This is a genomic window from Janibacter sp. A1S7 (assembly GCF_037198315.1).
Lineage (GTDB): Bacteria > Actinomycetota > Actinomycetes > Actinomycetales > Dermatophilaceae > Janibacter > Janibacter alittae.
In genome coordinates this window covers 2,177,457-2,191,465 of the sequence record NZ_CP144913.1, presented here as the reverse complement: position 1 = coordinate 2,191,465, position 14,009 = coordinate 2,177,457, and the positions used below count along the sequence as shown (strand labels likewise).

The following is a 14,009-nucleotide window of genomic DNA, read 5'->3' as shown; positions in this document are numbered from 1 at the left end:
GTCGTCCGTGACTTCCGACAGCACCCCGCCCGAGCGGGCTCGCCCGCAGGGCAAGTTCATGTGGCGCATGCTGGCCGCCGTCCTCGGTGGCCAGGCGCTGGTCATCTTCTTCGGCGCCCTGACCGGCCGCGGGCTGAACCCGGACCAGGAGCCGGTCGTCGCCGGTCTGCCGGTCCTCACCCCCTTCGTCCTGATGAGCGCGCTCGCGCTCCTCGCCGTCGTCGCCGCCGGTCTGATGAAGCGCCCCTTCGGCCCGGCCCTGGGCTGGGTCGTGCAGGTCCTGTCGATCCTCTCGGGGTTCTGGGTGACGATGATGTTCCCCGTCGGCGTCCTCTTCGCGCTGCTGTACGGCTACTGCCAGCGCGTGGGTCGGCGGGTCGACCGGGAGCAGATCGCCCGTGCCCTCGGTGAGCAGCAGGAGCGCTGATGGACTACCTGACCGCCGTGATCCTCGGCCTCGTGCAGGGGCTGACCGAGTTCCTCCCGATCTCCTCCAGTGCCCACATCTCGATCGTCGGGCAGCTGATCGGGCAGGACGACCCCGGGGCCGCCTTCACGGCGATCACCCAGCTGGGGACCGAGACGGCCGTGCTCATCTACTTCTGGCGCGACATCGTCACGATCATCCGCAAGTGGACCCTCGCCCTCGCGCGCACGGTCCCGCAGAGCGACCCGGACGTGCGCATGGGGTGGTTGGTCATCGTCGGCAGCATCCCCATCGGTCTGCTGGGCCTGCTCTTCAAGGACCAGATCGAGACCGGGCTGCGCAGCCTGTGGATCACCGCCACGATGCTGCTCGTCTTCGCCCTGGTGATCATGGCTGCCGAGCGGGTCGGTACGCAGGAGCGCCGGCTGACGCAGCTGACCTGGAAGCACGGCATCTTCTACGGTCTGTGGCAGGCACTGGCCCTCGTCCCCGGTGTCTCGCGCAGCGGGGGCACGATCGCCGGTGGCCTGTTCATGGGCTACACCCGTCAGGCCGCGGCCCGCTACTCCTTCCTGCTGGCCATCCCCGCGGTACTCGCCTCCGGTGGGCTCCAGGTCGTCGAGGTCCTGCGCGGCCAGGCCGAGGGGTCGGGTACCGCGTGGGGCCCGATCTGGGCAGCGACCGGCATCGCCTTCGTCGTCGGTTACGCGGTCATCGCGTGGTTCATGCGGTACATCACCACGCACACCTTCACCCCCTTCATGATCTACCGGATCGTGCTCGCGCTGGGGCTGTTCGCCCTGCTGGGCACGGGCACGATCGCGGCGTGACTACGCTGGGCCCCGTGACCGAGACTGCGCAGACCGAACGTTCCCTCATCCTCGTCAAGCCCGACGGCTTCCGCCGTGGCCTCACCGGCGAGGTGATCCGCCGGATCGAGGCGAAGGGGTACACCCTCACCGCACTCGCGGTGGTCACCCCGACGCGGGAGCAGCTCGCGGCCCACTACGCCGAGCACGAGGGCAAGCCCTTCTACGAGCCACTGCTGGAGTTCATGTCCTCCGGCCCCGCAGCCGCGGTCGTCATCGAGGGGGAGGAGTGCATCAAGGGATTCCGCTCCCTCGCCGGCGCGACCAAGCCGACCGAGGCGGCTCCCGGCACGATTCGCGGCGATCTGGGCCGCAAGTGGTCCGGCACGGTCGACGAGAACATCGTGCACGGCTCGGACTCCCCGGAGTCGGCCGCGCGCGAGATCGGCATCTGGTTCCCCGGCCTCTGAGGTGACCCCGCGGACTCCAGGAGCGCGCCGCCCGTTCCGGGGCCTCTCGCGTGACCTCGCGATCGATCTGGGGACGGCGAACACCCTGATCCACGCGCGGGAGCGGGGAGTGGTCCTCGACGAGCCCAGCGTCGTCGCGCTGAGCGTGGAGACGGGTGAGCTCGTTGCTGCCGGGAGCCGCGCCAAGGAGATGCTCGGCCGCACCCCCGGCGCACTGCGGTCCGTGCGTCCCCTGCGCGGCGGTGTCATCAGCGAGCCGGACGCGGCCGAGCAGATGCTGCGCTGGTTCACCGAGAGCGTCGGGATGTCCAGCGTCTTCCGACCCCGGGTCGTGGTGTGCATCCCCAGCGACATCACCGGCGTCGAGCGGCGTGCGGTCGAGGAGACGGCGCTGCGCGTGGGCGCCAGGCGGGTGTACCTCGTCGAGGAGCCGATGGTGGCCGCCATCGGCGCCGGGCTGCCGGTGACCGACACCCGGGCCTCGATGGTCGTCGACATCGGCGGCGGCTCGACCGACGTGGCGGTGATCGCACTGGGTGGCATCGTCGCCTCCCGCAGCACCCGCACGGCCGGTGACGCGGTGGACGAGGCGATCGCCGAGCACGTGCGCCGCCACCTCTCGCTGCTGCTGGGAGAGCGCAGCGCAGAGGACATCAAGGTCACGGTCGGGTCCGCCTTCCCCCTGGCCACAGAGGTGAGCACCCGGGTGCGGGGACGCGACCTCGTCACCGGTCTGCCCAAGACGGTCGACGTCGGCTCCGCGGAGATCCGTCGGGCCATCGCGACGCCCGTCGGGACGGTCATCGGCCTCGTGCGCGAGGTGCTGGACCGATGCCCACCGGAGCTGGCCGGAGACGTCCTCGAGCGAGGGATCACCCTCACCGGAGGAGGCGCGCTGCTGCGTGGGATCGACGCGCGGATGCGTCACGAGCTGGGGGTCCCGGTCACCGTCGCCCCCGCACCGTTGCGCGCCGCCACTCGTGGCGCCGGCCGGTGCGTGGACGACTTCGCCGCTCTGCGACCCGTCCTCGTCGACGGGCACCGCTTCTGATGCGTCGCGTGCTGCTCGCCCTGCTGGCGCTGACCCTCGCCGTTCTCCTCGCGGACCTCGCCGGTGCTCCGGTGGGCGCCGTGCGAGGCGCGGGTGCCGCCGTCCTCGGCCCGGTCGAGCGCCTCGTGGCGCCGGGAGGGGACCACGCCGACGCCCTGGAGGAGGACAACCTGCGCCTGGCCGAACAGGTGCGCCGGCTGGAGGAGCAGCGTCGGATCGCCGAACAGGCGAGTGACCTGCCGGTCCTCGACATGACGACCACCACGGCCAGGGTCGTCGCCCTCGAGCGGGCAGGTGCGTCCGGTCCCGAGCGGGTCACCATCGACGTCGGACGACACGACGGCATCCGGGCCGACAGCGCCGTCATCGCCCCGGGAGGCCTCGTCGGCCGCGTCGTCCGGGTCGGACGGTGGACGGCCGACGTCGAGGTCGTCGGCTCGCCCCGGGCGGTCGTCGGTGTGCGCACCGGAACGAAGGGGGTCATCGGCACCCTCACCGGGTCCGACCCCACGACCTCCCACGACGCGGACGAGCTCGTCGTCACCCTGCTCGGGCGCGACGAGGTGGGAGAGGGCGATGAGGTCGTCACCCTCGGCAGCCCGGGTGCTCGTCCGTACCCGCCGGGCCTCAGGATCGGTGACGTCACGGAGGTCGAGCGGCCTCCCGGAGCACTCACCGACACCGCCCTCGTCGACCCGGCCGTCGACCTGACCTCGCTCGACGTCGTCGCCGTCGTCACCGGCACCGGGTCCGCCCGATGAGCGGTCTGCGTTGGCCCGTGCGGCTGCTGCTCCTCGCCGCGGCGCTCGTCGCGATGCTTGCGCTGGGGGCGCGGGGGGTGGTGAACGCGCCGGACCTCGTCCTGGTGGTGGTCGTCGGGGTCGCCCTCGTCTCGGGGTCGCCGGCCGGCGCCCTGCTCGGTCTGGTCGGCGGATGGCTGCTCGATCTCGCTCCGCCGGTCGCCGACCCGCTGGCGGTCTCCGCCCTCGGTTACGCCGCTGCGGGCTGGCTCGCCGGACGGGCCCACCGCCGGGCCGGGCACCCGTGGTGGTGGCCCGTGCCCGTCACCGTCGTCGCCCTGCTCGTCGCCCGTGCCCTGCCGGTGCTCGTCGACCTGGCCGGTGCCCGCCCGATCGCCTGGGCCGGCCTCGCCTGGGAGGTGGTCGCCACCGCGACCCTCTCCCTCGTCCTCGTCGCACTCATCGTGCGGCTGGAGGCAGGACTGACCAGGCGGCGGTGGGCGTGAGCCGTACCGCCCCGCGACTGCAGCTGCGCATGCTGGCCTCCCTCGCCGTTCTACTCCTGCTTGCCGGTGTCCTGCTCGGACGGCTCGGGCAGCTGCAGCTGACCGACCACCGGGATGGTGCCGGCGCGAACACGCCGGTGACGGCGAGCGTGCCGCTGCCCGCCCTGCGTGGCCGCATCCTCGACCGGCACGGACGACCCATCGTCGACAACGCGGTGCGCACCGATGTCACGATCGACCGGGCCGCGCTCGCCGACGCCGAGGACGGCGGCCGCGCGACCGTTCGCCGCGTCGCGCAGGCGCTGGACCTCCCCTTCGACCGGCTGTGGGGCAGGACCACTCTCTGCGGCGCCCCCGGGGCAGCCGAACCCCCGCTGTGCTGGCCCGGGTCACCGCTCGTGCCGGTACCGCTGGTGGTGGACGCGGACCGTGCGCTGGCCGCCGCCCTGACCGAGCGACCGGAGCGGTACCCGGGGGTGGCCGTGACGAGCCAGCCGGTGCGCTCCTACCTCGGGCCGACGCGCGGTGGCGCCGCGCAGACCATCGGCTACCTGGCCCGACCGACGGCGGAGGCCGTGGCCGAGTCGGACGGGGAGGTCACCGGCGAGGAGCTCGTCGGGGCCGCCGGTCTGGAGCTGCAGTACGACGACCTGCTGCGCGGACGCGCGGGTCAGCGCACCGTGCGCGTCGACGCCCGGGGCGTGGCCGTCGACGAGGTGGCCCGCACCGAGCCGGTCCCCGGCGAGGACCTCGTCACGACGCTCGACCGACGGATCCAGCGCGCGACCCAGGCCGCGCTCGTCGACGGTGTGCAGTCGGCCCGCGACGGCGGCCACACGGCCGACACCGCCGGAGCCGTCGTCCTCGACCTGCGCGATGGTGGCGTGCTCGCCTCGGCCAGCGTGCCCACCTACGACCCCACGGCCTGGTCGCGGGGCGTCACCCAGGACGAGTACGACCGCCTGACGAAGGGGGCGGACAGCCCACTCATCGACCGGGTCACCGGCGTGGCCCAGCCACCGGCGTCGACCTTCAAGGTCGTCTCCCTGCCGGGAGCGGCCGCCTCCGGTGTCGACCTCGACGAGGAGGTCAACTGCACCTCGTCCCACCGGATCGGCAACCGCACCTTCAACAACTACCAGTCGCGCTCCTACGGCTGGATCTCGTGGCGCCGGGCGATCACCGTCTCCTGCGACACGGTGTTCTACCGGGTGGCCGAGGAGGTGTGGCGCGCCCAGGGCGGCCTGGCCGCCGAGGACGACGGTGGTGATCCGCTCATCCGGACCGCCCGGCGGTTCGGTCTCGGTTCGGCCACGGGTATCGACCTGCCGGCCGAGTCCGCGGGCCGCATCCCGGACCGCGAGTGGAAGCGTCAGTGGTGGGAGTCGACGAAGGAGGAGTCCTGTCGCCGTGCGCAGACGGGCTACCCCGAGATGGAGGACCGTGCCGACGCGCGCTACCTCGAGGCCCTGGCGCGGGAGAACTGCACGAGCGGCTACCTCTTCCGTCCCGGTGACGAGGCCAACCTCTCGATCGGTCAGGGCGACGTCACCGCCACCCTGCTGCAGATGGCGACCGTCTTCGGCACGATCGCGCAGGAGGGACGGGTGCCGAGTCCGCACCTGGGCCGTGCGGCCATCACGGCCGAGGGCACGCGCACCGCCCTCGCTGCTGACAGCGACGATGACGCCGACAGCATCGATCTGCCGGGGACGTCCGGCGACCTGCTGCGCCGGGCGCTGCAGGACGTCGTGGCCGAGCCCGGCGGGACCGCGCACTCCGCCTTTGCCGGCTTCCCGCTGCAGGACTGGCCGGTCGCGGGCAAGACCGGGACCGCCGAGGTCCAGGGCGAGCAGGACACCGCCTGGTTCGTCTCGTACGCACCCGTCGAGGATCCCCGGTACGTCGTCGGGGTGGTCGTCGCCCAGGGCGGGACCGGGGGAGCGACATCGGCGCCGATCGCCCGGCAGATCCACGAGGAGCTCGCCCAGCGCACACCGTGACCCGGCACCCGCAGGGCCGCGTACCACCTGCGTGGTGCAGGCCACGTTCTGGTGGTTAGGCTGTCCCGCATGGCTGACTTCGACCTCGTAGTGCTCGGTGCAGGACCCGGTGGATACGTCGCGGCGATCCGCGCGGCGCAGCTCGGCAAGAGCGTTGCCGTGGTGGAGAAGCAGTACTGGGGCGGTGTCTGCCTCAACGTCGGGTGCATCCCGAGCAAGGCGCTGATCAAGAACGCCGAGATCGCCCACATGCTCACCCACGACAAGAAGAAGTTCGGCATCGAGGGCGACGCCACGATGTCCTACGGGCCGACGCACGCGCGCTCCCGCCAGGTGAGCGAGGGCATCGTCAAGGGTGTCCACTTCCTGATGAAGAAGAACAAGATCACCGAGATCGACGGCTGGGGCACCCTCACCTCGGCGACGTCCATGGACGTCGCCCTGAACGACGGCGAGACGAGGTCGGTGACCTTCGACAGGCTGATCATCGCCAGCGGTGCCACGACGAAGATGCTCCCCGGTGTCGAGCTCAGCGACAACGTCGTCACCTACGAGGAGCAGATTCTCGACGATGACCTCCCGGGCTCGATGATCATCGCCGGTTCCGGCGCCATCGGCGTCGAGTTTGCCTATGTCATGAAGAACTTCGGGGTCGACGTCACGATCGTCGAGTTCCTCGACCGGATGGTCCCCACCGAGGACCCGACGATCTCCAAGGAGCTGGCCAAGCACTACAAGAAGCTCGGTGTGAAGGTCATGCTCAAGACCAAGGTCGAAGCGGTCGAGGACACCGGTTCCGGAGTCAAGGTCACCGTCACCCCCGCCGACGGCGGGGACAGCGAGGTGCTCGAGGCGGACAAGCTGCTCTCCGCGATCGGCTTCGCACCACGGGTCGAGGGCTTCGGCCTGGAGGCGGCCGGGGTCGAGCTGACCGAGCGCGGTGCCATCGCCATCGACGAGTACTGCCGTACCAACGTCGAGAACATCTACTCCGTGGGTGACTGCACCGCGAAGTTGATGCTCGCGCACACCGCGGAGGCCCAGGGGGTCGTCGCCGCCGAGCACATGTCCGGCGCCGAGACGATGCCGGTGTCCTACGACTTCATTCCGCGGGCGACCTACTGCCACCCGCAGATCGCCTCCTTCGGCTACAGCGAGGAGCAGGCGAAGGAGAAGGGGTACGACGTCAAGACCGCGACCTTCCCCTTCTCCGCGAACGGGAAGGCGGTGGGGCTCGGCGACCCGACCGGCTTCGTCAAGGTCGTCGCGGACGCGACGTACAACGAGCTCCTCGGCGCGCACATGATCGGCCCGGACGTCACCGAACTGCTGCCCGCACTCACGCTCGCGCAGCAGTGGGACCTCACGGCGGACGAGGTCGCCCGCAACATCTTCGCCCACCCGACGCTCTCCGAGGCGGTCAAGGAGGCAGTCGAGGGCATTGCCGGGCACATGACCCACCTCTGAGCGTCAGGCCATGTCCTCCAGCTCGACCCCCTTCGTCTCGGGTACGAACTTGACCACGAAGATCAGGGAGAGGAAGGCGCACAGGGTGTAGAAGCCGTAGGCGAACCACAACCCGATGTCAGCCATGTCCGGGAAGCTGGTGGAGACGGCGAAGTTGGCCAGCCACTGCGCTGCGGCCGCGAGCCCGAGTGCCGTGCCCCGGATCGTGTTGTTGAACATCTCACCCAGGAGCACCCACACCACGGGGCCCCAGGTGGCGCCGAAGAAGACAACGAAGGAGTTGGCCGCCACCAGCGCGGTCAGGCCCGCGGAGTCGGTCAGGTCCGGGGCGCCGTCGACGATCCTGGCCTGGGAGAAGACGACGGCCATGACACCCAGGCTGACGGTCATGCCGGCCGAACCGATGAGCAGGAGCAGCCGGCGCCCGATCTTGTCCACCAGGGCGATGGCGACCAGCGTGACGACGATGTTGGTCACCGAGGTGATCACCGTCTGCAGCAGGGCGTCCTCCTCGGTGAAGCCGACCGACTGCCACAGCAGTGACGAGTAGTAGAAGATGACGTTGATCCCGACGAACTGCTGGAAGACCGACAGGGCGATACCGATCCACACGATCGGCAGCAGCCCGCCGCCGGGCTTCTTCAGATCGGCGAAGGAGGCGCGTGCTTCCTGGGTGATGGTGCGCTTGATCTCCCTGATGCGGGTGTCGACGCCGGTACGCAGGATGGTGCTGAGCACCGTGCGCGCCTGGCCCTCCTGACCGATCCGCACGAGATATCGCGGGGACTCCGGGATGGTCGCCGCCAGGGTTCCGTAGGCCAGAGCGGCCACGACCTCGGTGAGGAACATCCAGCGCCACGCCTCGAGTCCCAGACCGAGGACCTGCCCGGAACCGCCGGCTGCCCCGGCGATCGCGAAGTCCGAGAGCAGCGCGACGAAGATGCCGGTCACGATGGCCAGCTGCTGCAGCGAGCCCATCCGGCCACGGATCTCGGCGGGGGAGATCTCGGCGATGTAGGCGGGGGCGATCACCGAGGCCGCGCCCACACCCAGGCCGCCGACGACCCGCCAGACGATCATGTCCACGGGACCGAAGGCCAGACCAGAACCGATCGCGGACACCGTGAACATGACCGCGGCGAGGAGCATCACGCGTACTCGTCCGATCCGGTCGGCGAGGCGGCCGGCCAGGTAGGCACCGACCATGCACCCCAGGAGGGCGGAGGAGACGACGAAGCCGGTGAGGGTACCGCCCATGCCGAAGTCGCTCTGCATGGCCGTGACGGCGCCGTTGATGACGGCGGTGTCGAAGCCGAAGAGAAAACCGCCGATGGCGGCGACGGTGGCCAGGTGGATGACCCTGACGGTGTGGAATCCATTGGATGATGCCGTGGGCGTGTCCGCGTTCGTCATGGCGCTCCTTCGATGGGCCGATGGATTCACGGTAGCCATCACTCGATTAGGGCGGGGTAGCGGCGCACTGGTAATCTCCAAGGGTTGCCGTTAGATCGGCCGCGGATCCACAGAGCCCCGGTGAACCAGCCCGGGCGCGCCGCGCAACAACCCCAGAGAAGGAGCAGTGTCGCAGCATGCCGCTGACCGCTGACGTCAAGAAGCAGATCATGACCGAGTACGGCACCGCCGAGGGCGACACCGGCTCCCCGGAGGTCCAGATCGCGATGCTCACCCAGCGCATCACCGATCTCACCGAGCACTCGCGTGACCACAAGCACGACCACCACAGCCGCCGCGGGCTGCTGCTCCTCGTGGGCAAGCGCCGCCGCCTCCTGCGCTACCTGGAGAGCACCGACATCGAGCGTTACCGCTCGCTGATCAAGCGCCTCGGTCTGCGCCGATAAGACCTCGTGAAGAGCGGTTCCCGCCAGTGGGAGCCGCTTCTTCGCGTATCCGGGGTCGGTCAGACACCCGGAGGACAGCACGACAACTGAAACACCGGGGCACAACGACGATGCACCCGGTACGTAGAGAGAAAAGGAGGACCCGATGGAGGGTCCTGAGATCACTGCCGCCGAAGCCACCATCGACAATGGCGCCTTCGGCACCCGCACCGTCCGGTTCGAGACCGGGCGCCTCGCCCAGCAGGCCGGTGGCGCAGTCAGCGCCTACCTGGATGGCGAGACGATGCTCCTGTCGACCACGACCGCGAGCAAGAACCCCAAGGAGCACCTCGAGTTCTTCCCCCTGACGGTGGACGTCGAGGAGCGGATGTACGCCGCGGGCCGCATCCCCGGGAGCTTCTTCCGACGTGAGGGCCGTCCGAGCACGGACGCCATCCTCACCTGCCGGCTGATCGACCGCCCCCTGCGCCCGACCTTCAAGAAGGGTCTGCGCAACGAGGTCCAGGTCGTCATCTCCGTCCTGTCGGTCCACCCCGACCACCAGTACGACGTCCTCGCGATCAACGCGGCCTCCGCGTCCACCCAGATCTCCGGTCTGCCCTTCTCGGGTCCGATCGGTGCGGTGCGCGTGTCGCTCATCGACGGCCAGTGGGTCGCCTTCCCGAACTTCAGCGACATCGAGCGCTCGACCTTCGACATGGTCGTGGCCGGTCGGTTGACCGAGACCGGCGACGTCGCCGTCATGATGGTCGAGGCCGAGTCCACCCTCGCCACCTGGGACCTCGTGAAGAACCAGGGCAAGCAGGCCCCGACCGAGGAGGTCGTGGCCGAGGGCCTCGAGGCCTCGAAGAAGTTCATCAAGGTGCTGTGCGAGGCCCAGGCCGACATGGCCACCCGTGCTGCGAAGCCCGTCGAGGACTTCCCGGTCTTCCTCGACTACGAGGACGACGCCTACGCGGCGGTCGAGAAGGCCACCTCGGGTGACCTCGCGACCGCGCTGACGATCGCGGGCAAGGCCGAGCGTGAGGACCGTCTGGACGAGATCAAGGACGCCATGAAGGCCTCCCTCGCCGGGACCGAGGAGGCCCCGGGCGAGTTCGCCGGTCGCGAGAAGGAGCTGTCCGCGGCGTTCCGCTCGGTGCAGAAGGCCCAGGTGCGCCAGCGCATCCTGCGTGACAAGGTCCGCATCGACGGCCGTGGCCTGGCCGACATCCGCGCCCTCGGTGCGGAGGTCGAGGTCCTGCCGCGCGTGCACGGTTCGGCGCTCTTCGAGCGTGGCGAGACCCAGATCATGGGTGTCACCACGCTGAACATGCTCAAGCTCGAGCAGACGATCGACTCGTTGAGCCCGGTCACCAAGAAGCGCTACATGCACAACTACAACTTCCCGCCCTACTCGACCGGTGAGACCGGTCGGGTGGGTAGCCCGAAGCGCCGCGAGATCGGCCACGGAGCGCTCGCCGAGCGAGCGCTCCTGCCGGTGCTGCCGACGCGCGAGGAGTTCCCGTACGCGATCCGCCAGGTCTCCGAGGCCCTCGGCTCCAACGGTTCGACCTCGATGGGTTCGGTCTGCGCCTCGACGATGTCGTTGCTCAACGCCGGCGTGCCGCTGCGCGCAGCCGTGGCCGGTATCGCCATGGGCCTCGTCTCGGACACCGTCGACGGGGAGACGCAGTACGCGGCCCTGACCGACATCCTCGGTGCGGAGGACGCCTTCGGGGACATGGACTTCAAGGTGGCCGGCACGCGCGAGTTCGTCACCGCCATCCAGCTCGACACCAAGCTCGACGGCATCCCCGCATCGGTGCTCGGTGGCGCGCTCACCCAGGCGCGGGACGCGCGGATGCACATCCTCGACGTGATGAACGAGGCCATCGACGCGCCTGATGAGATGGCGCCGACCGCGCCGCGGATCATCACGGTCAACGTGCCCGTCGACAAGATCGGTGAGGTCATCGGGCCCAAGGGCAAGATGATCAACCAGATCCAGGACGACACCGGCGCCGACATCAGCATCGAGGACGACGGCACCGTCTTCATCGGTGCGGTCGACGGCCCCTCCGCCGACGCTGCGCGCAACGCGATCAACGCGATCGCCAACCCGCAGATGCCGGAGGTCGGCGAGCGCTTCCTCGGGACCGTCGTGAAGACGACGACCTTCGGTGCGTTCGTCTCCCTGCTCCCGGGCAAGGACGGGCTGCTGCACATCTCCGAGGTGCGCAAGCTCGTCGGCGGCAAGCGGATCGACGCGGTCGAGGACATCCTCGGCGTCGGCCAGAAGGTCCAGGTCGAGCTCAAGGAGATCGACCCGCGTGGCAAGCTCAGCCTCGCTGCGGTTCTCACCCCCGAGCAGGAGGAGGAGCTCTCCTCGGGCTCGAAGGGTGACGACGAGGGTGGTCGTGGCGGTCGCGACGGTGGCGGTCGCCGTCGTCGTCGCCGCGACAACGACGGCGAGTCCGCTGACGCGCCGGAGTCGGTTTCGGCCGACTGACGTCAGCCCGCACACGTTGGGGGCGGACCTTCCCGAAGGGAGGGTCCGCCCCCTTCGTCATGGGGTGACGCTCTGCGGACCGGTCAGTCCCACTCGCGCACGTCCAGCAGTGGGCCCTCGCCGGGAGTGAGTCGGCTGACGGCGACGACCTCGGCACGAAAGCGCAGCCCGTCACGCACACGCTGAGCGATCTGGCCGGTCAGATCAGCCAGCGCGGTGGGGTCGTCGCCGTCGGTGGCCACGATCTCGCAGCGCAGGGTGTCCACGTGGTCCTGCCGGCCGATGACGAAGCGGTAGTCCTCCACCCCCTCGACGCCGGACATGAGGGTGGCGGCCTGACTCGGGTGGAGGAACATCCCCTTGACCTTCACCGCGGCGCCGGTGCGGCCGAGGACCCCACGCAGACGCAGCGATCCGTCGGGAGCCACCATCCAGCCGGAGCGGTCGCCCGTGCCGAAGCGGACGAGTGGGTAGTGCGGGCGCAGCACGGTGACGACCACCTCGCCCTCTCTCTCGTCCTCGACGGGGGTGCCGGTGGGGTCGCACACCTGGACGAGGACCCCGTCGGCGAGCGCGAGTCCGTGCCCGTCGCCGGTCTCGTAGGCGAGCAGCCCGGTCTCCCCGGTGCCGTACGCCATCCGTACGGTCGGCACTCGTTCGGTGAGCAGCTCGCGCAGGGAATCGGGGAGGGGCTCGGCCGTGACCATGGCCCTCTCCAGGCGCCATCGCCGCGAGGGCAACGCCTGCTCGTCGAAGCGCTCGATGAGGACCTTGAGGTAGCTGGGCAGCCCGCAGTACGCGCTCACGCCGAGGTCGGCGATCGCGCGCACCTGCAGGTCCTGGTTGCCGATGCCACCGGGAACCACGCTCGCCCCGGTTGCGTGGACGCCGGCCTCCATCATCGCCCCGGCGGGGGAGAGGTGGTAGCCGAAGCAGTTGAGCACGGTGTCGCCGGGGCCGAGGCCCAGGTCGTTGAAGACCTGCCCCCAGCGCCAGTAGTCGTCACCGACGAGCTGGGGCTCGTACAACGGGCCCGGGGACTGGAAGACCCGCGCCACCCGGGCATCGGGAGCCAGCAGACCGCCGAAGGGGGGAGCCTGCGCCTGCTGGGCGATGACCGCGTCCTTGGGCAGGACCGGGAGGCAGGTGAGGTCCGCGACGCCGCGGATGCCCTGCGGATCCACCCCGGCGCGGGTGAACCTGTCGGCGAGGCCGGGGACGCCGACGGCCTGCGCGATCAGGGTCGCGACACGAGCGTCGAGATCGTGGTTCGCGAGATGAGCGTGCAGTGCAGCCTTGATGGACATACCAGCTCCTCGTGAGTGGTGTGGAGATGACGGTGGAGGGCTCAGAGCCAGCGCTTGCGGCGCCGGTAGTGCTTGACGTCGCGGTAGCTCTTGCGCCCGCCCTCCTCGCCGAGGCCGAGGTAGAACTCCTTGACGTCGGGGTTCTCCCGGAGCTCGGCTGCCGAGCCCTCGAGCACGATGCGTCCCTGCTCCATGATGTAGCCGCGGTCGGCCACCTCGAGCGCCCGGCGGGCGTTCTGCTCCACGACGAGCACGGTCAGTCCCTGCTCCTGGTTCAGTCGCTTGATGTAGCCGAAGATCTCCTGCACGAGCAGGGGAGCCAGGCCCAGGGACGGCTCGTCGAGCATGAGCAGCTTGGGGCGGGCCATCAGGGCACGACCGATGGCCAGCATCTGCTGCTCACCTCCGGAGAGGTATCCGGCGACGCGGTTGCGCATGTCGGCCAGCTTGGGGAAGAACTCGTAGACCAGGTCGAGGTCGTCAGCCGAGTTCTTCTGGGTGTAGGCGCCGGCGGTGAGGTTTTCCGTGATGGTGAGGTGCTCGAAGACGTGCCGCCCCTCCATGCACAGGCTCATCCCTGCACGGACCCGGTCGGGCGCATCCATCGCGGTGATGTCCGTGCCCGCGAAGGTCACGGAGCCGTCGGTGACAGCACCGCGCTCACTGGGTAGCAGCCCCGAGACCGCCTTGAGGGTGGTCGACTTGCCGGCTCCGTTGGAGCCGAGGAGGGCGACGATCTCGCCCTCCGGGACGAACAGGGAGAGGCCGCGCAGCACGAGGATGACGTCGTCGTAGATGACCTCGACGTTGTTCATGGACAGCAGGGAGCCCCCGGGGGCAGCCGTGGCTGCCCCCGGGGTGCTGGTGTCGGTCACCTGG

Annotated in this window: 13 protein-coding genes; 10 read left to right on the top strand and 3 right to left on the bottom strand. The window is 70.0% G+C overall.

Annotation, left to right across the window (positions count from 1 at the left end; all coding sequences use genetic code 11):
• Positions 1-7: 7 nt before the first annotated feature.
• The 8 genes from V1351_RS10510 to lpdA all read left to right on the top strand — a co-directional run bounded on the left by V1351_RS10510 (position 8) and on the right by lpdA (position 7,473).
• Positions 8-427 (top strand): DUF4233 domain-containing protein, encoded by a 420-nt coding sequence (locus V1351_RS10510; RefSeq protein ID WP_338748098.1) that lies wholly within the window; start codon positions 8-10, stop codon positions 425-427.
• The gene (locus V1351_RS10505) at positions 427-1,257 is read left to right on the top strand and encodes an undecaprenyl-diphosphate phosphatase (RefSeq protein ID WP_338748097.1); all 831 of its coding nucleotides are present in this window, start codon (positions 427-429) and stop codon (positions 1,255-1,257) included. Before V1351_RS10510 ends, V1351_RS10505 begins: the two co-directional genes overlap by 1 nt.
• 14 nt (positions 1,258-1,271) lie before the next feature.
• On the top strand, positions 1,272-1,706 hold the full coding sequence (gene ndk, locus V1351_RS10500; RefSeq protein WP_338748096.1) for a nucleoside-diphosphate kinase: 435 nt from the start codon (positions 1,272-1,274) through the stop codon (positions 1,704-1,706).
• A gap of 1 nt (position 1,707) precedes the next feature.
• Positions 1,708-2,757: a rod shape-determining protein gene (locus V1351_RS10495; protein ID WP_338748095.1), complete on the top strand. Its 1,050-nt coding sequence runs from the start codon at positions 1,708-1,710 to the stop codon at positions 2,755-2,757.
• Positions 2,757-3,518 (top strand): rod shape-determining protein MreC, encoded by a 762-nt coding sequence (gene mreC / locus V1351_RS10490; RefSeq protein ID WP_338748094.1) that lies wholly within the window; start codon positions 2,757-2,759, stop codon positions 3,516-3,518. Before V1351_RS10495 ends, mreC begins: the two co-directional genes overlap by 1 nt.
• Positions 3,515-4,003 (top strand): hypothetical protein, encoded by a 489-nt coding sequence (locus V1351_RS10485; protein WP_338748093.1) that lies wholly within the window; start codon positions 3,515-3,517, stop codon positions 4,001-4,003. Before mreC ends, V1351_RS10485 begins: the two co-directional genes overlap by 4 nt.
• A complete protein-coding gene (gene mrdA / locus V1351_RS10480; RefSeq protein WP_338748092.1) occupies positions 4,000-6,006 on the top strand; it encodes a penicillin-binding protein 2 in 2,007 nt (668 codons plus the stop codon). Before V1351_RS10485 ends, mrdA begins: the two co-directional genes overlap by 4 nt.
• A gap of 69 nt (positions 6,007-6,075) precedes the next feature.
• Positions 6,076-7,473 carry a dihydrolipoyl dehydrogenase gene (gene lpdA / locus V1351_RS10475; protein WP_338748091.1) on the top strand — a complete coding sequence of 466 codons (1,398 nt, stop codon included), beginning with the start codon at positions 6,076-6,078 and terminating at the stop codon, positions 7,471-7,473.
• 3 nt (positions 7,474-7,476) lie between these two features.
• Here the strand turns inward: lpdA and V1351_RS10470 are convergent, their stop codons facing one another.
• Positions 7,477-8,886, bottom strand: a complete 1,410-nt coding sequence (locus V1351_RS10470) for a sugar porter family MFS transporter (protein ID WP_338748090.1) — start codon at positions 8,884-8,886, stop codon at positions 7,477-7,479.
• A gap of 176 nt (positions 8,887-9,062) precedes the next feature.
• On the opposite strand from V1351_RS10470, the gene rpsO reads away from it, so the two are divergent.
• Positions 9,063-9,332, top strand: coding sequence for a 30S ribosomal protein S15 (gene rpsO, locus V1351_RS10465; RefSeq protein ID WP_338748089.1), 270 nt, complete (start codon positions 9,063-9,065; stop codon positions 9,330-9,332).
• 145 nt (positions 9,333-9,477) lie between these two features.
• Complete coding sequence (locus V1351_RS10460; protein ID WP_338748088.1) at positions 9,478-11,823, top strand: polyribonucleotide nucleotidyltransferase; 2,346 nt, start codon at positions 9,478-9,480, stop codon at positions 11,821-11,823.
• Between the two features lie 83 nt (positions 11,824-11,906).
• Here the strand turns inward: V1351_RS10460 and V1351_RS10455 are convergent, their stop codons facing one another.
• Both V1351_RS10455 and V1351_RS10450 read right to left on the bottom strand, forming a co-directional pair.
• Positions 11,907-13,130: a phenylacetate--CoA ligase family protein gene (locus V1351_RS10455; protein ID WP_338748087.1), complete on the bottom strand. Its 1,224-nt coding sequence runs from the start codon at positions 13,128-13,130 to the stop codon at positions 11,907-11,909.
• A 41-nt stretch (positions 13,131-13,171) separates the two neighbouring features.
• A complete protein-coding gene (locus V1351_RS10450) occupies positions 13,172-14,005 on the bottom strand; it encodes an ABC transporter ATP-binding protein (protein WP_422388971.1) in 834 nt (277 codons plus the stop codon).
• Between the last annotated feature and the right edge of the window lie 4 nt (positions 14,006-14,009).

Bases quoted from the DNA above. Each gene is read 5' to 3' on its own strand.
- lpdA (WP_338748091.1), top strand. From the start codon at position 6,076: ATGGCTGACTTCGACCTCGTAGTGCTCGGTGCAGGACCCGGTGGATAC.
- V1351_RS10460 (WP_338748088.1), top strand. From the start codon at position 9,478: ATGGAGGGTCCTGAGATCACTGCCGCCGAAGCCACCATCGACAATGGC.
- V1351_RS10470 (WP_338748090.1), bottom strand. From the start codon at position 8,886: ATGACGAACGCGGACACGCCCACGGCATCATCCAATGGATTCCACACC.
- rpsO (WP_338748089.1), top strand. From the start codon at position 9,063: ATGCCGCTGACCGCTGACGTCAAGAAGCAGATCATGACCGAGTACGGC.
- mreC (WP_338748094.1), top strand. From the start codon at position 2,757: ATGCGTCGCGTGCTGCTCGCCCTGCTGGCGCTGACCCTCGCCGTTCTC.
- V1351_RS10485 (WP_338748093.1), top strand. From the start codon at position 3,515: ATGAGCGGTCTGCGTTGGCCCGTGCGGCTGCTGCTCCTCGCCGCGGCG.
- V1351_RS10505 (WP_338748097.1), top strand. From the start codon at position 427: ATGGACTACCTGACCGCCGTGATCCTCGGCCTCGTGCAGGGGCTGACC.
- V1351_RS10455 (WP_338748087.1), bottom strand. From the start codon at position 13,130: ATGTCCATCAAGGCTGCACTGCACGCTCATCTCGCGAACCACGATCTC.